The organism is Drancourtella sp. An57 (assembly GCF_002161525.1).
GTDB classification, from domain to species: Bacteria; Bacillota; Clostridia; order Lachnospirales; family Lachnospiraceae; genus Sellimonas; species Sellimonas catena.
On record NZ_NFHY01000005.1, the window covers coordinates 33,155 to 53,695 of the forward strand.

The window sequence follows — 20,541 nt, forward strand, 5'->3', positions numbered from 1 at the left end:
ATGATAAACTGATAGACAAACCTTATTTTACACTCCGAAGTGTACCGACGTATAATAGACGTACTATGAAGTTTGTTTGGGAGGAGGCAGCGGAGCGTTTATGGAGAAGAGGCAGATTTTCTGTGGGATTTGTTCGACCGGGTGTCCGATGGATGTTTATGTGGAGGATGGAAAGGTTGTTTCCGTTGAGGGCCGTGTGGAGAATGGAAAGAGCCGGGGACTTTGTTCTAAGGGAGCGGCGTCAAAGCAGTACCTTTATAATGAGGAGCGGATCCTGTATCCGATGAAGCGCGTCGGGGAGAGGGGAAGCGGAGAGTTTGAGCGGATTTCCTGGGAAGAAGCGTATGATCTGATTGTGGAGAATCTGAACCGGGTGAAGGAGCAGTACGGGGCAAAATCTGTGGTATTTTATGCGGGTTACCCAAAGTGGTACAGACCTGCGCTTCTGCGCTTCGCAAATGCGTTTGAAAGTCCGAATTTCTGTACGGAATCGAGTACCTGCTTTCAGGCTTCGGATCTGGCGTGGAAGTCGGTTTACGGAAACGGGATCTGTTTTCCGGATCTGGCCCATACGAAGACGCTTTTGCTTTGGACGAGCAATCTGTTCCATTCTAATACACCGATGGGAAAGATGTACCGGAGTTTAAAGGAGCGGGGTGTGAAGATCATTGCGGTGGATCCGCGTAATACAGTGACTGTGAAGGAGGCGGATATTCATCTGAAGATCACGCCGGGGACGGATGGAGCGCTTGCCCTTGCGATGGCCCATGTGATTATTGAGGAGAATCTTTACGACAAAGAGTTCGTGGAAAAGTATGTACATGGGTTTGAGGAATATAAGAATTATGTTCGGAAGTTTCCACCGGAGAAGGTACAGGAGATTACCGGGGCGGACGCGGATCTGATCCGGGAGGCGGCAAGGCTCTATGCCGGCAACAAGCCTTCGGGAATCCAGTTTTCGGTTTCTACGATTGTCCATCATATCAATGGTTTTCAGAACTACCGGGCGGTGTTCTGTCTGATTGCGCTGACGGGAAATTATGATATAGAGGGAGGAAACCGCTCGAGGCCGGGGCCTACATCACCGTGCAACGAGTTTGGAAAAGTCATTCGTTATAACGAAGAAGAGGCCATCGGGGAGAAGGATTTTCCGGTGTGGTTCGATCTGCCTTGTCAGGAGGCCCAGTGCACAAGACTTGCGGACTATATCCTGGAGGAGGATCCGTATCCTTTGAAGGCAGTCTTTGCCATGGGACTGAATCACCGGATGTGGCCGCAGCCGGAGCATCTGCAGAAAGCACTTGGAACGCTGGATTTTTATGTCAACACAGAGCTGTTCTGGTCGGACTCTTCCAAAATGGCGGATCTGGTACTGCCTGCCTGCACCACATTTGAACGTGAGGAGGTCAAGGCGCTTCGGGGAGGAATGTTTGCGCTGAATCAGCGGGCGGTGGAGCCTGTCGGAGAGGCGAAAAATGATATTGAAATCATTATTGAACTGGCACGGAGAATGCAGTTGAAAGATAAAGTACTGACTGGAGGCTACGAATCCTACATGAATTATATTCTGGAACCGTCGGGTCTGACGCTGGAGGATCTCCGTAGCCATCCGGCCGGAATGAGAGGGAAAGTAATTTTTCCGCCGAGGGAACGGACTTACGAGGATGAGCCGTTTCATACGCCGTCCGGGAAGGTGGAATTTTCCTCACTGGTACTTGAAAAATACAAAGAAAGTAGAGGATATGATCCGCTGCCTGTTTACAAAGATTTCCGGGAACAGGATCAGGTGGACCGGAAGGAGTATCCGCTGATTTTAAATACCGGAGCCAGAAAGCCCCAGTTTTTCCATGCGAGAATGTACCGGCTTCCATGGCTTTCCGGTCTGGAAACGAACCCGATGGTGGAGATTCATCCGGATGACGGAAAGACTTACGGAATCGCAGACGGAGATCCGGTGAAAGTGACCTCTCCGGCCGGAGAAATGAAGGGAACTGCTGTGTATTCCATTACTGGAAATCCGGGTATAGTTTATATTTATCATGGAAATAAAAAAGGGGAAGCGAACAATCTGATTGACCGGAATTATCTGGATCCCTATACCGGTTTCCCGGGATATAAAAGCTATTTCTGCAAAATAGAAAAACAAGCGGAGGTGAAAGGAAATGCCGTATCGATTGAAGTTTAATGCCGCAGAATGCGTTGGATGTTATGCGTGCCATACGGCATGTCTGGATGCGCATCACGGTGCAGAAGAAATTCATGCAAGAAGTTTTCGGACGATCCGTAAGGTGACAGATGAGGAAAAGGGATTTTCCTATGAGATCTGTCCGGGCTGCACACATTGCGGAGTATGTGCAAAGGTATGCCCGTCAGGCGCGCTCTACCGGGATCCGGAATACGGATTGATTCTGGTTGACAAGGAGAAGTGTATCGGCTGCGGAGCATGTGAAAAGGCGTGTCCGAACCATATGATTTTTCTGGATGAAAATAAAAAAGCAGCGAAATGTGACGGCTGCATTGAGCGGCTGAAAGAAGGAAGGGAGCCGGCGTGCGTGTCCGTCTGCTGTCTGGATGTAATTACACTGGAGAAAGAATAGATGAGCAAACAGAGAACCGATCTGGCCGGATACATTCTGGCGGGAGGCAGAGGAAAAAGGATGGGCGGACGGCAGAAGCTCTATCTGCGCTATCAGGGGAAGTATCTATGCCTCTGGACAATGGAGACGCTCCGATCTCTGGAGGACTTTTATATTTCGGTGGCTGAGATTCCAAATGAGACCGTGGGAAGTGCCGGATGGATTACGGATCTCTATGAGGAAGCAGGACCGCTTGGAGGAATCTTGAGCGGTCTTTTGCTGTGTCCTAAGGATGCCCTGTTTGTTGTTCCGTGTGATACCTTTGGACTTGATGAAGAGATGGCAGAAACGCTGATCCGGGAATATGAGAGGAGTGGACGTCCGGTATTTTACCGGACAGAAAAAGGGCCGGAACCGTTCCCGGGTATTTATACAAAAGAAATGCTTCCCGTTATGGAACGGCAGCGGGCAGCAGGAAATTACAGAATGAAGAGCCTGTTTGAGACAGAAGAAGCGAAGGAATATACGTTTCTGGACGGGACAAAGCAATTGAAAAAACTCGTCAATCTGAATACAGAGCAGGAATGTCGAAGACTTCAAAGGAGGAACGATGGACGGGAATATAGTGACAGTAAATGAAGCGCAGGAACTGATCAGAAAGGTGACTGCAAGGGAAGTGGAGACAGAGAAAGTCAGCCTGATGGATGCGGGAGGGAGAATTCTTGCTGAAGAAATCCGGGCCTGGAAGGACAATCCTCCGTTTCCAAGATCTCCCTATGATGGGTATGCCCTCCGTGCGGAAGATATCCGGGATGCCGGAAAAGAGACGCCGGTCTGCCTGCGGGTTGTGGAAAAACTGTGGGCGGGAGAATATCCGAAGCGGGAAATCAGGCCGGGGGAAGCAGCGCGGATCATGACCGGGGCACCGATTCCAAACGGGGCGGATACTGTTGTCAAACAGGAAGAGACTGACGGTGGAGAACGGAAAGTACAAATAAGAAAAAGCCAGAATGCATATGACAATTACTGCCCGGCAGGAGAGGACTTCCGAGAGGGAGACCTTCTGCTTGAAAAAGGGATCAGGCTCGATGCCATCCGAATCGGAATCGCGTCTGCAGCGGGGTACCATACCGTCCGGGTGCGAGAGAAAGTGAAAATTGCGGTACTGACCACCGGGAATGAACTGTGCTTCCCGGGAAAAACGCTTTGCCCCGGGCAGATTTACGACTCCAGTCTGTTTATGATTGCAGAGCGGATGCGGGAGCTTGGAGGAGAAGTTGTGCTGGCAGAAGAAGTGACGGATGAGGAAGAGACAATCCGGAAAAGCCTGAGAAAAGCGGCCGGCTGCGCCGATCTGGTTGTGACGACGGGCGGAGTCTCTGTGGGGGAAAAAGATCTGGTAAAGGATGTCCTGAAACAGGAAGGAGCAGACTTCCTGTTTGAACGTGTTCTCGTAAAGCCAGGTTCCCCGACAGCATGTTCCGTCTTACAGGGGACGCTGGTCGTAAGCCTTTCCGGCAATCCATTTGCGGCGGCAGTTCATATGGAGCTCTTTGTAAGATATGCGGAAGCATGTCTTTCTGGATGTGAGGACCTGCTTCCAAAAGAAGAACAGGGGATTTTGATGACGGCCTTTCATAAGACATGCAAAACAGACCGCTACATCAGAGGGAGAGAAGAGTCCGGCAGAATTACCATTCCTCAGGATAAAGAAAAATCAGGGATTTTAAGTTCTATGAATGGCTGCAACTGTCTGGTAAAAATCGAGAAAGGCAGAGAGCAGATTGAAAAGGGAGAACAGGTATGGTATATCAGAATATAGCAGGACATCCGGTGCTCTTTGGAATAGCCGGGGAGAAAAATTCCGGGAAGACAACGCTGATGGAATCACTCATCCGGATTCTCACCGGAAGAGGCTTTCAGGTTGCGGCCATAAAGCATGACGGCCATGACTTTGAGGCGGACCGGGAAGGAACGGACAGCTGGAGGCACTATCAGGCAGGTGCCTATGCATCCGCAGTTTTTTCTTCCGGAAAATATCAGCTTGTGAAAAATCAAAGAGGTACGAAACTGGAAGAACTGACCGCATTTTTTCCTGAGGCGGATGTGATTTTGATTGAGGGAATGAAGGACGCGGATCATGAGAAATACTGGTGCTGTGATCCGAAGGAACTGCCGGATGCAGAAAAACTTGCGGATCGGATTGAAAAGAAGATACGAAAAGAGAGGAGTCAGATGATGGAGCTGGAAACATTGATGGAGAAGATTCAGCTTCCGGAGGAGGGAAGGAACTGTGCGGGATCCTTTCCGATGACGGAGACAGTTTATCAGAACTGGAAGAATTTATTTTACGAGGATACAAAGACATTTTTTGAGGAAGCAGATAAAAGGACGGACAAAGAACAGTTCTATCTCTGTCTGTACCTGCGTCTGGCATGCGATCTGTACCCGGCATTTATGGAGAAAGGGATTTCCGACCGCGTTTATTTTGATACCTTTTATGATCTTACGATCTGGTACAGGCGGTGCATGAAAACGAAGGGAATTCCGGGTATTGTGGAAGAACGCTGGCTGTCGCTCCCGTTGCAGATGAAAATTTTCCGGCTTGGAAGACTTCAGTTTGAGCCGGATCCGGAGAATAAGGTTCTGCATGTGCACATTCCGGAAGGAGAGCCGCTTCTGGATGAGGAATGCGGAAAATCATTTGCGGAGGCAGACCGCTTTTTCGGACCGGAGTATACGATGTATGACTGTGAATCGTGGCTGCTCTCGCCGAAGCTTCAGAAACTCTTAAAACCGCAGAGCAACATTCTGAAATTCCAGAACCGGTTTGAGGTGGAAAAGATCATCTATCCTTTCCGCCAGGCGGAGGAAAGGGTATTTGGCGAAATACGGGAAGATAAAGAAAACTATCCGGAACAGACAAGCCTGCAGAGAGCTGTGAAACAGCTTGTGATGACAGGAGAGGACGTCGGAATCGGCTATGGTGTGATTGATAGAAATAAACTATAAAAGACCCCGTATATTTGTAATTTCAATTTGCTAACCCTTCCAGGGAAACAGTATAGTAATAGAAGAACATTATAACCATGGAGGAAAAGTAATGACAAAGCAAGAGACAGTTTATGAGATGAGGCTTGTAAGCTCTCTGGAAAAAGTGTTCCTGGATGAGAGACCGGTTTACCGGCCGGAGTGCATGAAAATGACGGGACTGAAAGGGGAGACCGTGTCCTTTCAGGTAGCCTGTACCTGTACCGGGTTTGCGAAAAACCGTGTGAAAGTGCGAATTGACTCAGAGCTGAAAGATCAGATTCATGTGCGTAAGGTGGAAACGGTTCCGGTGGGAAGGACCTGCGGACCGGTTGTAGATGATAATTATCTGAGAACGGATTCCGGCGTATACCCGGATCTTCTGCGGGAACTGAAGGATGATGAGGTAGATATCTATCCGAGGAAATGGAGAAGTATCTGGATCGACATCGAGATCACAGAAGAGGTGAAAGCAGGAACGTATCCGATCACGGTAAGTTTGGAGAAAGACGGAGAGACGCTTGTAAGTGCACAAACCGAAGTGACTATCTATGATGCCGTGCTTCCAAAACAAAAGATCATGCATACGGAATGGTTTTACCTGGACTGTCTGGCCGACTATTACCATGTGCCGGTATTCTCAGAGGAACATTGGGAGATTATTGAAAATTACCTTCACGAGTATGTGAAACGGGGCTGCAATATGATTCTTACTCCGCTCTTTACACCGGCCCTGGATACGGCGGTCGGAGCTGAGCGTACGACGACCCAGCTTCTGGATGTCAAGGTGGAAAACGGGGAATATGTATTTGGCTTTGACCGGGTGAAACAGTGGGTTGACCTCTGTCAGTCCTGCGGAATCGAGTATTTTGAGATGTGCCACCTGTTCTCTCAGTGGGGAGCAAAATACGCGCCAAAAGTTGTGGCAATAGTGGACGGCGAGGAAAAACAGATTTTCGGATGGCATACGCCGGCAGTCGGAGAGTATACGAAATTCCTCCATGCACTGCTCCCTCAGCTGACCCAGAAGCTTAAAGAATGGGGCATTGACAAGGTGACGTACTTCCATCTGTCCGATGAGCCAAGAGAGGAGCATCTGGAGAGCTACAGGGCCGCGAAAGAGTCGATCGAGGGACTGCTGGACGGATTCCACACCTTTGATGCGCTTTCCAGCTATGAGTTCTATAAGCACGGTCTTGTAGACAAGCCGATTCCGGGAAATAATGAGATCGAAGAATTCCTGGAGCACGGACTGACCGACATGTGGACCTACTACTGTGTAGGACAGTTCTATGAAGTGAGCAACCGGTTTATGTCCATGCCGTCTCTCAGAAACCGGATCTACGGGCTGCAGCTCTATAAATACAAAATCATCGGAATTCTTCACTGGGGATACAACTTCTACAACAGCCAGTTCTCACTTGAGAAGATCAATCCGTATCAGGTGACGGATGCAGGCGGAGCATTCCCGTCCGGGGATGCGTTCCTTGTATATCCGGGAGAGGACCGGCATCCGGAAGAATCCATCCGTATGATGGTGCACGAAGAGGCACTTCAGGACATGCGGGCATGTGAACTGCTGGAATCCCTGGCAGGACGTGATTTTGTCATGGAGTGTATCGAAGAAGATCTGGCGGAGCCTTTGACATTCAAGCGCTTCCCGAAATCGGATCATTACATGATCGCTCTTAGAAACCGGATCAACAGGGAAATCGCAAAAAGAATATAGAAAGAGGGTCGCGCAGGATGCAGCTACAGCATCCTGCGCTTTTGTAGGAAAAGATATTATCCCGGGGAACCAGCGCTGCCTATCGTAAAGAAAAGAGCAACTCGTCGTAAGTTGGATATGGCAGGTAACTCCCCGGAATGATGGCTTCAGCCTGATCCACGGAGGCACGGAGGGTATCCATGTCTTTCAGAATTGTATCATGATAATAGCGTGCGGTCTCAAGTGGTTCCTCCATCTGTTCTGCCTTTTTTGTGTCCTCGGTGAGAGCGGCCAGAGCAAGTACGATCTGTTCGGAAGATTCGGTCAGCGTCTGGACGATTTTTTCTTCGTAGGACGCGGACAGGGACGGAAGGAGTTTCCGTTTGTCGAGCGCTTCCTTTGTCACATCGGATACATAGGCAAAAAGTGCCGGTGTGAAGTCTTTTTTCACCATGTCCTGCATGGTCAGAGACTCGATATGGATCGTCTTGGAGTAGTTTTCCAGAATGATTTCATACCGTGAGTAGATCTCTTCTTTTGTAAAGATCCTGTGTTTTATAAAGAGATCAATATTCTTTTCCGCGATAAACTGCGGCAGAGCGTCCGGCAGAGATTTCAGGTTGAAAAGCCCGCGCTTTTTCGCTTCTTCCACCCATTCATCGGTGTATCCGTTTCCGTTAAAGAGAATACGCTTATGCTGTGTAATCATGGATTTTAAAAGTTCCTGAATCTGTTCTTCCATCTGTTCTTCCGGGACGTCTTTGAGCACTTCGTAGATCCGGCTCAGAGATTCTGCGACAGCGGTATTTAAGATGACGTTTGGCTCTGCGACGGACAGGGCGCTTCCCGGCATACGGAACTCAAATTTGTTTCCCGTAAAGGCAAACGGTGAGGTACGGTTCCGGTCAGTTGTGTCTTTGGCAAAATGCGGCAGCACTTTTGCACCGATCTCCATAAGAATCTGCTTCTGCTTGAGGAAGTCGGTTCCTTCTTCGATGGATTTCAGTACGGAGGTCAGTTCATCGCCGAGGAAGATGGAGACGATGGCCGGAGGCGCTTCGTTGGCTCCAAGCCGGTGGTCATTTCCTGCACTTGCAACGGAGACACGCATCAGATCTGCGTAATCGTCCACAGCCGCGATAACTGCCATCAAAAAGACAAGGAACTGTGTATTTTCCGCCGGAGTTTTCCCGGGATCGAGAAGGTTCTCGCCGGAATCCGTGACGAGGGACCAGTTGTTATGCTTTCCGCTTCCGTTGACACCTTCAAATGGTTTTTCATGGAGAAGGCAGGCAAGATGATGGGAGTCAGCGATTTTTTTCATCATTTCCATGGTCAGCTGGTTGTGGTCGACCGCCACGTTTGCTGTATCGAATACCGGTGCAAGTTCGTGCTGTGCCGGTGCGACTTCGTTGTGCTTCGTCTTGACCGGAACACCGAGTTTCCAGAGCTCTTCGTCCAGATCATGCATATAGGCAGCCACCTTCGGTTTTAAGACACCGAAGTAGTGATCTTCCATTTCCTGTCCTTTCGGGGCCGGAGCGCCGATCAGCGTCCGTCCGCAGAAAAGCAGGTCCTTCCGTTTTTTATAAAGATCCTTGTCTACCAGAAAGTATTCCTGCTCGGACCCGATGGTCGTATCGACTTTTTTCACTTTTGTATTGCCAAGAAGATGAAGAACTTTCAATGCCTCCTTGTTCAGAGCTTCCATGGAGCGAAGCAGAGGAGTTTTCTTATCCAGGGCTTCACCATTGTAGGAACAAAAGGCAGTCGGAATATAGAGAGAGCCGTCCTTGATAAAAGCAGGGGAAGTCGGGTCCCAGGCGGTATATCCTCTTGCCTCGAAGGTGGCACGCAGGCCGCCGGAAGGGAAGCTGGATGCATCCGGTTCTCCTTTGATCAGTTCTTTCCCGGAAAACTCCATGATGACCTGTCCGCCGCCCACCGGGGAAATAAAGCTGTCATGCTTTTCCGCTGTAAATCCGGTCATCGGCTGGAACCAGTGGGTAAAATGGGTTGCGCCGTGCTCGATGGCCCATTCTTTCATGGCAGCGGCAACGGTATTTGCCACATCAAGCTCCAGGTGTGTTCCGTTCTGTATGGTTTTGTGAAGTGCCTTGTAGGTGTCTTTTGGAAGACGTTCGCGCATGACTTTGTCATTGAATACAAGACTTCCGTAAAGTTCCGGTATGGTTTTTGATACTTCTTTCATCATATAGAGACTGCTCCTTTCATTTCCTGAAGAAATCATGCATGAATCCGCGGATCCATACAACAGAAAAAGGCACTTCGGACAATGTCCAAAGCGCCTTTGCTTTATGCTGTGTAGTATAAACACAAAACAAGAAATCTGTCAATCCTTTTTTTGAAAAATAATAAAAAAAGAAAAAAACCCTTGCAAAACCGAAAAAGACCATTAAAATGTCTTAATATGAACGCGGTAGGTAATAACCACTTTGTTTTTTCTATTACAAGATGATGAGATCAATGGACGGAGGAAGGAAAATGAAGACATGTTTACAATATGATCAGTATCAGGAAACCGGAGTCAGAGAAGAGTGCGGTGTGTTCGGCATTTACGATTTTGACGGGAATGATGTTGCGTCATCGGTTTATTACGGGCTCTGTTCTCTGCAGCACAGAGGACAGGAATCCTGCGGTATCGTTGTATCCGATACAAAAGGAGACAGGGGAAACATCGCATATCATAAGGATCTTGGACTTGTCAGCGAGGTATTTAAGCCGGATACGCTGTCATCTCTCCATGGAAATCTTGGAATCGGACATGTCCGGTATTCAACAACGGGAGGCTCTACAAGAGAGAATGCACAGCCTCTTGTTTTGAATTATATCAAGGGGACGCTGGCTCTTGCGCATAATGGAAATCTGGTCAATGCTGCAAGTCTGAAAGAAGAACTCGTATACGGAGGTGCCATTTTCCATACAACGACAGATTCCGAGATGATTGCATATTATATTGCGCGCGAGAGAGTCCATACCAGAAATGTGGAGGAGGCTGTTCTCCATACAGCAAGACGGATCCGGGGTGGATATGCTCTTGTCGTGATGAGCCCGAGAAAACTGATCGCCGTGAGAGATCCGTTCGGTCTGAAACCGCTCTGTATCGGAAAGAGGAACAATGCTTACATTGTCGCATCGGAGAGCTGTGCCCTTGCATCCGTAGGAGCAGAGTTTATCCGGGACATTGAGCCGGGAGAGATGGTTGCAATTACGGAAAAAGGCATCACGTCCAATAAGGAACTGCAGCAGAAGGAGCGGGCACACTGTATTTTTGAATACATCTATTTTGCGCGTCTGGACAGTGAGATGGACGGCATTAAAATCTATGATGCCAGAATCCGTTCCGGACGGGCCCTGGCAAAAGCGTGGCCTGTGGATGCGGATCTTGTGACCGGTGTTCCGGAATCCGGACTTACGGCAGCAAAAGGATATGCCATGGAGGCAGGACTTCCATTCGAAATCGCCTTTTACAAAAACAGCTATATCGGAAGAACCTTTATCAAACCGACACAGAAAGAAAGAGAATCCAGTGTCAAGCTGAAATTGAACGTTCTGGAATCTGTTGTAAAGGATAAACGGATTGTACTGGTGGATGATTCCATCGTTCGGGGGACCACGATGGCCAACCTGATTCAGATGCTGAAAAAGGCAGGGGCAAAAGAGGTTCATGTACGCATCAGCGCCCCTCCGTTTCTGTATCCATGTTATTACGGAACGGATGTACCGTCCAATGAGCAGCTCATTGCGGCGGACCATACAACAGAAGAAATCCGTGAAATTATCGGTGCAGATTCCCTCGGATACATGAAAATTGAGGACCTGCAGACAATGGTAGGAGATCTGGGGATTTGTAAAGCATGTTTTGACAACCACTATCCGGTTCCTGCGGAAAGCGAAAAAAAGGGATTTACAAACGAAGAAAATTAGAGTATAGTAATGGAATAATAAAAAAAGAAAAGAGCATATGGCAATAAAGGCGGCAAAGGTGTCGATAAAGAAACGCAGGACGAAAGCGGTTTCGGGCACTTTTGCCCCCTTTTTATTTGAAATTCCATCCTGCCGGATGGAGGAAAGTCGTAAGGAGGTAACAGAAAGAATGGTAAAATATGTATTTGTAACAGGCGGAGTGGTATCCGGACTGGGGAAAGGAATCACGGCAGCGTCACTTGGAAGGCTGTTAAAAGCAAGAGGATATCAGGTGACCATGCAGAAATTTGACCCGTATATCAATGTGGATCCGGGAACGATGAATCCAATCCAGCACGGGGAAGTGTTTGTGACGGATGACGGAACGGAGACGGATCTGGATCTGGGACATTATGAGCGGTTCATTGACGAGAGCCTGGATAAGAATTCCAATGTCACCTCCGGAAAGATTTACTGGTCTGTGCTAAATAAAGAGCGCCACGGAGATTACGGCGGAGGCACTGTTCAGGTGATTCCGCATATTACAAATGAGATCAAAGAACGGTTTTACCGGGCGAAAGATCCGGGAGAGGACCGGATCGCCATCATCGAGGTGGGAGGCACTGTAGGGGATATCGAAAGCCAGCCGTTCCTGGAGGCGATCCGCCAGTTCCAGCATGATGTGGGAAAGGAGAATGCGATCCTCATCCATGTAACGCTGATTCCGTATCTGAAAGCGTCCGGAGAAATGAAGACGAAACCGACCCAGGCAAGCGTTAAGGAACTGCAGCGGCTTGGAATCTGGCCGGACATTCTGGTCTGCCGTTCCGAGTATCCGGTACCGCAGGAGATGCGGGACAAAATCGCACTCTTCTGTAATGTGCCGTCAGAAAATGTTCTTCAGAACCTGGATGTGGACTATCTCTATGAAGCGCCGCTTGCCATGGAAAAAGAGCATCTGGCACAGGCGGTTTTAAAATGCCTGCATCTGGAAGACAGAGAGCCGGATCTTCAGGACTGGATCGAAATGACCGAAGCGCTCCGTCATCCAAAGCAGGAAGTCGAGATTGCCATCGTAGGAAAATATACCCAGCTTCACGATGCCTACCTCAGTGTGGTGGAAGCATTGAAGCACGGCGGAATCAGCTGCCATGCGGATATTCAGTTTAGATGGACGGACTCGGAGGAGATTACAGAGGAAAACCTGGAGGAGAAGCTTGGAGGCGTGGACGGAATTCTCGTACCGGGCGGATTCGGAAAGCGTGGTACGGAGGGAATGATTCTTGCGGCGGACTATGCGAGAAGAGAGAATATCCCGTATCTTGGTATCTGCCTGGGCATGCAGATGGCGATCGTTGCCTTTGCCCGGTATGTGGTCGGCTATCACGATGCGGACAGTATCGAGTTCCATCCGGAGACGCTGCATCCGCTGATTGCGCTGATGCCGGATCAGAAAGATGTGGAAAACATCGGCGGAACACTCCGTCTTGGTGCATATCCATGCGTACTGGATGAACATTCCAGAAGCTGTGCGCTCTATGGCAAAACAGAGATTTCCGAGCGGCACAGACATCGTTATGAAGTCAATAACGATTACAGGGAAGTGCTGGAAAAGGCAGGGCTTCATCTGGCAGGACTGTCACCGGACAAACGGATTGTGGAAATGATTGAGATCACAGATCATCCGTTTTATATCGGAACTCAGGCTCATCCGGAATTCAAATCCCGTCCAAACCGTCCGCATCCGCTGTTTGCGGGCTTTGTCAAAGCGGCGGCAGAGCATCAGAAATAGAAACGAAGCGAAAGGAAGAATCAGATGAAAGGAAAACAAGGATTGTACTGCCCGATGCTGGAGCACGATAACTGCGGAATCGGCGCAGTCGTAAATATAAAGGGAAAAAAGACACACCGGGTAGTCAGCCAGGCGCTTGAGATTGTGGAAAATCTTGAACACCGGGCGGGGAAAGACGCAGAAGGAAAGACCGGAGACGGAGTCGGAATTCTGCTTCAGATTTCCCATTCTTTTTTCCGCGAAGCATGTAAAAAAGCACAGATCGATATCGGGGAAGAACGGGAGTACGGAATCGGGATGTTTTTCTTCCCGCAGAATGAACTAAGGAGAAACCAGGCCCGAAAAATGTTTGAGACCATCGTGAAAAAAGAAGGACTTACCTTTCTTGGGTGGCGGGAAGTCCCGGTCTGCCCGGAAGTACTCGGAAAGAAAGCAAAAGACTGCATGCCGAAAATTATGCAGGGATTCGTGGCAAAGCCGGAGGATGTAGAAAAGGGGCTGGACTTTGACCGCAGGCTTTACGTTGTAAGGAGAGAGTTTGAGCAGAGCACAACAGAAACCTATGTGGTCTCTCTTTCCAGCAGGACGATCGTGTACAAAGGGATGTTTCTCGTAGGACAGCTTCGCACCTTTTTCACGGATCTGCAGGATGAGCGGTATCAGTCCTCGATTGCACTGGTACACTCCCGGTTCAGCACCAATACGGAGCCGAGCTGGCAGAGGGCCCATCCATATCGGTTTATTGTGCATAACGGAGAAATTAATACCATTCAGGGCAATGCGGATAAGATGCTGGCAAGAGAGGAAAACATGTCCTCCCCGTATTTTGAGGGCAAGCTTCACAAGATTCTGCCGGTAGTGGACCGGAGCGGTTCTGATTCCGCGATGCTGGATAATGCGCTGGAATTTCTTGTGATGAATGGTATGGATCTGCCTCTTGCGGTCATGTCTGTCATCCCGGAGCCATGGGCAAACAATGATACACTGACACAGGCGAAGAAAGATTTCTATCAGTATTATGCGACCATGATGGAACCGTGGGACGGTCCGGCATCGGTCATGTTCAGTGACGGAGACATTCTCGGCGCAGTACTGGACCGGAACGGTCTCCGCCCTTCGAGATACTATATTACAAAAGACCATCACCTTTATCTGGCCTCCGAGGTCGGTGTGTTAGAGGATATCCGGGAGGACCAGATCCTGGAGAAAGGAAGAATTCATCCGGGGAAAATGCTGGTGGTGGATACAATCGGACAAAGGATCATCAACGATGATGAGCTGAAAGAATACTATGCGAAGAGACAGCCGTACGGCGAATGGCTGGATCAGCATATGGTGGAGCTGAAGGATCTGAAGATTCCGAACAGGAAGGTGGAGCAGTATACAACGGAAGAATGTGCAAAGCTCAGAAAGGCTTTTGGATATTCTTATGAGGAATATCATGATTCCATCCGGACCATGGCATTAAACGGTGCGGAAGGCATCGCGGCGATGGGAGTGGATACCCCGCTTGCAGTGCTTTCAAAAGAGCATCAGCCGTTGTTCTATTATTTTAAACAGCGGTTTGCGCAGGTGACGAACCCTCCGATCGATGCGGTCCGGGAGGAGATTGTGACATCTACAAGCGTGTACATCGGAAAAGAAGGAAACATCTTAAAAGAGCAGCCGGAAAACTGTCAGGTTCTGAAAGTCAACAATCCGATTCTTTCCGACACGGATCTTCTGAAGATCAAGGACATGAAAAAACCGGGATTCTGCCCGGCGGAAGTTTCCATCATCTGTTTTAAGAACATGCCGATGGAAAAGGCGCTGGACCGTCTTTTTATTGAAGTGGACCGTGCCTATAAGGACGGGGCTACAATCCTGATTTTGACAGACCGGGGCGTGGACGAAAACCATGTGGCGATTCCGTCGCTTCTGGCGGTTTCCGCAGTGCACCATTATCTCGTGCGGACGAAAAAGAGTACGTCCATGCCGATCATTCTGGAGTCTGCAGAGCCAAGAGAAGTCCATCATTTTGCGACGCTTCTCGGATACGGCGCAAGCGCGGTGAACCCGTATCTGGCGCATGAGACCATACGGGAGATGATTGAAAACGGACTTCTGGAAAAAGATTATTATGCGGCAGTTTACGATTACGATCAGGCAATTTTGAATGGAATTGTCAAGATCGCTTCCAAGATGGGAATTTCCACAATCCAGTCTTATCAGGGATCCCAGATTTTTGAGGCTGTGGGAATCTCCAAAGAAGTGATCGACAAATATTTTACCCATACCGTCAGCCGGGTGGGAGGCATCACCATGAAGGAAATCGAAGAAGATGTGGAACGGCTCCACAGTCAGGCATTTGATCCGCTGGGGCTGGATACGGACCTGACACTAGAGAGCATCGGACGCCACAGTTTCCGAAGCCAGGGAGAACATCACCGGTACAATCCGGAGACGATCCACCTGCTTCAGCAGTCGGTATGGCAGAACGATTACCAGATGTTTAAGGAATATACCGGGAAGATTGACAAGGAGAAAACCGGGTATCTGCGAAGTCTGATGGAGTTCAACTATCCGGAAAACGGCGTCCCGATCGAGGAAGTGGAAAGCGTCGAATCCATTGTGAAACGGTTCAAGACCGGCGCTATGTCCTACGGTTCCATTTCCCAGGAGGCACATGAGGCACTGGCCCTTGCTATGAATGCGATCCATGGAAAATCCAACAGCGGGGAAGGAGGAGAGTCGCCGGAACGTCTCCTGACCAAGGGGACAAAGGAGAACCGGTGCTCTGCCATCAAACAGGTGGCAAGCGGAAGATTCGGCGTGACGAGCCGGTATCTGGTGAGCGCCGACGAGATCCAGATCAAGATGGCACAGGGGGCAAAACCGGGAGAGGGCGGACATCTGCCGGGAAGGAAAGTGTATCCGTGGATTGCAAAAACACGGTACTCCACACCGGGCGTGAGCCTGATTTCCCCGCCGCCTCACCATGATATCTATTCTATCGAGGATCTGGCACAGCTGATCTACGATCTGAAAAATGCGAATAAGGATGCAAGAATTTCGGTGAAACTCGTATCCGAGGCAGGAGTTGGAACGATTGCGGCCGGCGTTGCAAAAGCGGGAGCGCAGGTCGTGCTGATCTCCGGATATGACGGTGGAACCGGAGCTGCTCCGGGAAGTTCCATCCACAATGCAGGGCTTCCATGGGAGCTGGGACTTGCGGAGGCACACCAGACTCTTCTGAAAAACGGTTTGAGGAACCGGGTGCACATCGAGACGGACGGAAAGCTCATGAGCGGCCGGGACGTAGCGGTAGCAGCGCTTCTTGGAGCGGAAGAATTCGGATTTGCAACGGCTCCGCTTGTGACTCTTGGGTGTGTCATGATGCGTGTATGCAATCAGGATACCTGCCCGATGGGCGTGGCAACACAGAATCCGGAGCTGCGGAAATGTTTTAAAGGGAAACCGGAGTACGTTATTCATTTCATGGAATTTATCGCACAGGAACTTCGGGAATATATGGCAAAACTTGGTGTACGGACGATTGATGAAATGGTAGGCCGCACGGATCTGTTAAAAGCAAAGGAACAGCCGGAAAACGAGCGTGGCAGGACCATTGATCTGAGTGCGGTCCTGGATCATCCGTATACCGGAGAAAACAATATCAAAGGGGAGTATGATTTCGGGCTGGAAAAGACGCTGGATGAAACGGTGCTGATCAGGGAACTTGGAGAAAAGCTTGCCAAGGAAAAACCGGGCCGGGTGGAGGTCCGCGTAAAAAATACAGACAGGACATTCGGCACCATGTTCGGTTCCGAGATTACCAGACGGCATCCGGAAGGGGTGCAGGAAGATATGTATACAGTGGAATGCACGGGAACCGGAGGACAGAGTTTCGGAGCATTTATTCCGGCAGGGCTTACGATCCGCCTGTCCGGGGACAGTAATGATTACTTCGGAAAAGGACTCTCCGGCGGGAAGCTGGCCGTGTATCCGCCGAAAGAAAGTACTTATCGGGCAGATGAAAACATGATTGTCGGAAATGTGGCGCTTTACGGCGCAACTTCCGGAAAAGCATTCATCTGCGGAATGGCCGGAGAGCGGTTCTGTGTGCGCAACTCCGGAGCAACAGCAGTGGTGGAAGGCGTGGGAGACCACGGATGCGAGTACATGACAGGAGGAAGGGTTGCCGTTATCGGCAGGACCGGAAAGAACTTCGCGGCAGGTATGAGCGGCGGTATCGCCTACGTGCTGGATGAGGAGAATTCGCTGTACCGGAACATCAACAAGTCCATGATTTCCATGGAGGAGATTACGTGGAAATCCGAGGCGGAAGAATTAAGAGGGATGATCCGGGAACATGTGGAGGAGACCGGTTCTTTAAAAGGCCGGATGATTCTGGAACATTTTGATGAGTACCTTCCGAAGTTTAAAAAGATCATTCCAAATGACTATAAAAAGATGCTTGTCCTGAGCAAACACTATGAAGAGATGGGACTTGGAAGCGAGCAGGCCCAGATCGAAGCATTTTATGAGAGTACAGGACAGAAAAAGATGGGAGGGAACCAGTAGCGATGGGAAAACCGACAGGATTTTTAGAATATGAAAGGCAGACCGGGAAAGAACGGCTCCCGAAAGAGCGGATTGTTGATTTCCATGAATTTCACGAACCGCTCCCTCCTGCAAGGCAGAAAGAGCAGGGCGCGAGATGCATGGCCTGCGGCGTGCCGTTCTGCCAGTTCGGAGGAAATCTGAACGGGATGGCTTCCGGGTGCCCGTTAAATAATCTGGTTCCGGAATTCAATGATCTGGTATACCACGAGCAGTACGGGCAGGCCTACAAACGGCTTCAGAAGACGAACTGTTTCCCGGAGTTTACCTCCCGGGTATGTCCGGCACTGTGTGAGGCGGCCTGCACCTGCAATGTGAATACAGATCCGGTGGCGACAAAAGAAAATGAGCGTGCGATTATCGACAGAGCATTTGCCGAAGGCCTTGTTGTGCCGCATCCTCCGAAAATCCGGACCGGAAAAACGGTTGCGGTGATCGGAAGCGGGCCGGCAGGTCTCGCGGCGGCGCTTCTTCTGAACCGGAGAGGCCACAGCGTGACGGTATTTGAACGGCATGACCGGATCGGAGGGCTCCTGATGTACGGAATTCCCAACATGAAGCTGGAAAAATCAGCCATCGAGCGCAGGCGGAAGCTTATGGAGGAGGAAGGCGTTGTCTTCCGGACGAATACCGATGTGGGACGGGATCAGGACGCAAAAGAGATTCTGGCATCCTTTGACCGTGTCATCCTTGCCTGCGGAGCTTCCAGGCCAAGAGACATCGATGCGCCGGGAAGAGATGCCAAAGGCATCCGGTTTGCGGTAGATTTCCTCTCAGAAGTGACAAAGACCCTTCTGGATTCGGATTTCGCGAAGGTACCGTATGAGCTTGCCAAAGATAAAAACGTTGTCATTATCGGGGGAGGGGATACCGGAAACGACTGTGCCGGAACGGCCGTGCGCCTGAGCGCAAAATCGGTGGTACAGCTTGAGATGATGCCAAAACCGCCTGAAAAGCGGAGCGAAAATAATCCGTGGCCGGAGTGGCCGAGGGTTTTGAAAACCGATTACGGACAGCAGGAAGTGATCGCTCTTTCCGGAAACGATCCGAGGATTTATCAGACGACGGTAAAAGAATATATCAAAAACGAGGCCGGGGAAGTATGCGCCATCCGGACAGTCCGGCTGGAACCGAAGAAAAACAAGAAGACCGGGCGGATAGATATGGTTCCGGTCAAGGGAAGCGAACAGACGATCCCGGCGGATCTGGTGCTGATCGCTGCCGGGTTTACCGGGGCGGAGGACTATGTGATGGACGCATTTCAGGTCAAAAAGACCGGCAGGAACACGGTAGAGGATACGGGATTTGCATCCAGTGTTCCGAATGTGTTTACGGCAGGCGATATGAGACGCGGACAGTCTCTCGTTGTATGGGCAATCCGGGAAGGAAAGGAAGCAGCAAGGGAAGTAGATCTTTCCCTGATGGGCTATACCAATCTTTCCTGACAGGAGTGAAGATCATAAAAGAATAGCAGGATATGAAAGAACAAGGGCGTTCTTACCGGAATATGAGCGGTAAGTGCGCCTTTTTTCAGTGCTTTGACAGCAATAGAAAAGACAGGGGTGTGAATTGGATGGAAAAGATAACTGGTATGACAAAGGATTCGGCCGGCGCGGCTGCGGCATTAAAGGCCATGGAAGAAGGAGCGCATGTAAAAGTAAAGGGTGCGGTCCATTCCGTCAGAAGGATGGGAGAGATTACCTTTCTCATTCTGCGGAGGCGGGACGGCCTGCTGCAGCTTGTCTGTGAAGAAGGAAAAACAAAGGAAGGGTACCGGGAGGTCCGGGAAGGAGATACCCTGAAAGCAGAAGGAACCATTCGGAAAGAAGAACGTTCGCCCGGCGGACTGGAAATTGTGACAGAAGAAGTCACAAAACTTTCCGAGTCGAAGAAGGCTTTCCCGCTTCCGGTATCCAGAAAAAAACTGAATACTTCACTGGAAGCGAAACTCTCCGTGCGGCCGTTATCTCTCAGAAATCTCAGAGAGCGGGCAAAATTTAAGATTCAGGAGGGGATCTGCCGGGCTTTCCGGGAGTATCTTTTTCAGAACGGATTCACGGAAATCCATACGCCAAAAATCGGAGCAAAAGGAGCAGAGGGAGGAGCCAACCTCTTCCGGCTTGACTATTTTCACAAAAAGGCGGTACTGGAGCAAAGTCCCCAGCTGTACAAACAGATGATGGTGGGGGTGTTTGACCGGGTATTTGAAACGGGACCTGTTTTCCGGGCAGAAAAACACAATACAAAACGACATCTCAATGAATATACCAGCCTGGATCTGGAGATGGGCTATATTGATGATTTCACCGATGTGATGGAAGTGGAAACCGGATTTTTGCAGTATATGACCCGCCTTCTGGAGCAGGAGTACCGGCCGTGGCTGGATCTTCTTGGCGCCCGGCTTCCGAAGACGGATGAGATCCCGTCTGTCCGGTTCGATGAGGCGAAACAGCTTGTTGCGGAAGTTTACCAAAGACCGATGCGGGCACCGTATGATCTGGAACCGGAGGAGGAAGAACTGATCGGCCGTTACTTTAAAGAGACATACGGCGCGGATTTTGTCTTTGTCACCCATTATCCTTCCAGAAAACGCCCGTTCTATGCGATGGATGATCCGGCGGACCCAAAGGTGACATTGAGCTTCGATCTTTTATTTCGGGGACTGGAAGTGACAACCGGAGGCCAGCGGATACATGATTATGATAAGCTGACCGCAAAAATCGGAGAAAAGAAGATGACGACAGAAGGACTGGAAGATTATCTTTCTGCCTTTTTATATGGAATGCCGCCTCACGGCGGGCTTGGAATCGGGCTGGAACGGCTGACCATGCAGCTTCTGGGGGAAGAGAATATCCGGGAGACCTGTCTGTTTCCGAGAGATTTGAAACGGCTGGAGCCGTAGAAAG

General features: G+C 49.9%; 12 protein-coding genes. 11 read left to right on the top strand and 1 reads right to left on the bottom strand.

The genetic code is table 11. The features are described from left to right. Positions 1–100 precede the first annotated feature (100 nt). From B5G11_RS05200 to B5G11_RS05225, 6 genes are all read left to right on the top strand, one after another. Complete coding sequence (locus tag B5G11_RS05200; RefSeq protein WP_087252423.1) at positions 101–2,185, top strand: molybdopterin-dependent oxidoreductase; 2,085 nt, start codon at positions 101–103, stop codon at positions 2,183–2,185. Beyond that, positions 2,163–2,597, top strand: a complete 435-nt coding sequence (locus B5G11_RS05205; protein WP_087252424.1) for a 4Fe-4S dicluster domain-containing protein — start codon at positions 2,163–2,165, stop codon at positions 2,595–2,597. Before B5G11_RS05200 ends, B5G11_RS05205 begins: the two co-directional genes overlap by 23 nt. After that, positions 2,598–3,215, top strand: coding sequence for an NTP transferase domain-containing protein (locus B5G11_RS05210; RefSeq protein WP_087252425.1), 618 nt, complete (start codon positions 2,598–2,600; stop codon positions 3,213–3,215). Continuing rightward, on the top strand, positions 3,187–4,398 hold the full coding sequence (glp, locus tag B5G11_RS05215) for a gephyrin-like molybdotransferase Glp (protein ID WP_087252426.1): 1,212 nt from the start codon (positions 3,187–3,189) through the stop codon (positions 4,396–4,398). The genes B5G11_RS05210 and glp overlap by 29 nt, the downstream gene beginning before the upstream one ends. Further along, entirely contained in the window at positions 4,380–5,588 is a 1,209-nt protein-coding gene (mobB, locus tag B5G11_RS05220) for a molybdopterin-guanine dinucleotide biosynthesis protein B (RefSeq protein ID WP_087252427.1), read from the top strand. The genes glp and mobB overlap by 19 nt, the downstream gene beginning before the upstream one ends. A 91-nt stretch (positions 5,589–5,679) precedes the next feature. Continuing rightward, a complete protein-coding gene (locus B5G11_RS05225; protein ID WP_087252428.1) occupies positions 5,680–7,335 on the top strand; it encodes a DUF4091 domain-containing protein in 1,656 nt (551 codons plus the stop codon). Positions 7,336–7,414: 79 nt separating this feature from the next. Here the strand turns inward: B5G11_RS05225 and B5G11_RS05230 are convergent, their stop codons facing one another. Next, positions 7,415–9,526 carry a glutamine synthetase III gene (locus tag B5G11_RS05230; protein ID WP_087252508.1) on the bottom strand — a complete coding sequence of 704 codons (2,112 nt, stop codon included), beginning with the start codon at positions 9,524–9,526 and terminating at the stop codon, positions 7,415–7,417. Between the two features lie 293 nt (positions 9,527–9,819). On the opposite strand from B5G11_RS05230, the gene purF reads away from it, so the two are divergent. The 5 genes from purF to aspS all read left to right on the top strand — a co-directional run bounded on the left by purF (position 9,820) and on the right by aspS (position 20,537). Then, positions 9,820–11,262, top strand: a complete 1,443-nt coding sequence (gene purF, locus B5G11_RS05240; RefSeq protein WP_242958942.1) for an amidophosphoribosyltransferase — start codon at positions 9,820–9,822, stop codon at positions 11,260–11,262. A 169-nt stretch (positions 11,263–11,431) separates the two neighbouring features. Continuing rightward, positions 11,432–13,033 carry a CTP synthase gene (locus B5G11_RS05245; RefSeq protein ID WP_087252509.1) on the top strand — a complete coding sequence of 534 codons (1,602 nt, stop codon included), beginning with the start codon at positions 11,432–11,434 and terminating at the stop codon, positions 13,031–13,033. 24 nt (positions 13,034–13,057) lie between these two features. After that, positions 13,058–17,596: a glutamate synthase large subunit gene (gene gltB / locus B5G11_RS05250; RefSeq protein WP_087168138.1), complete on the top strand. Its 4,539-nt coding sequence runs from the start codon at positions 13,058–13,060 to the stop codon at positions 17,594–17,596. 2 nt (positions 17,597–17,598) lie between these two features. Beyond that, complete coding sequence (locus tag B5G11_RS05255; RefSeq protein WP_087252430.1) at positions 17,599–19,080, top strand: glutamate synthase subunit beta; 1,482 nt, start codon at positions 17,599–17,601, stop codon at positions 19,078–19,080. 128 nt (positions 19,081–19,208) lie between these two features. Then, positions 19,209–20,537 carry an aspartate--tRNA(Asn) ligase gene (gene aspS / locus B5G11_RS05260; RefSeq protein WP_087252510.1) on the top strand — a complete coding sequence of 443 codons (1,329 nt, stop codon included), beginning with the start codon at positions 19,209–19,211 and terminating at the stop codon, positions 20,535–20,537. The last annotated feature ends 4 nt before the right edge of the window (positions 20,538–20,541 follow it).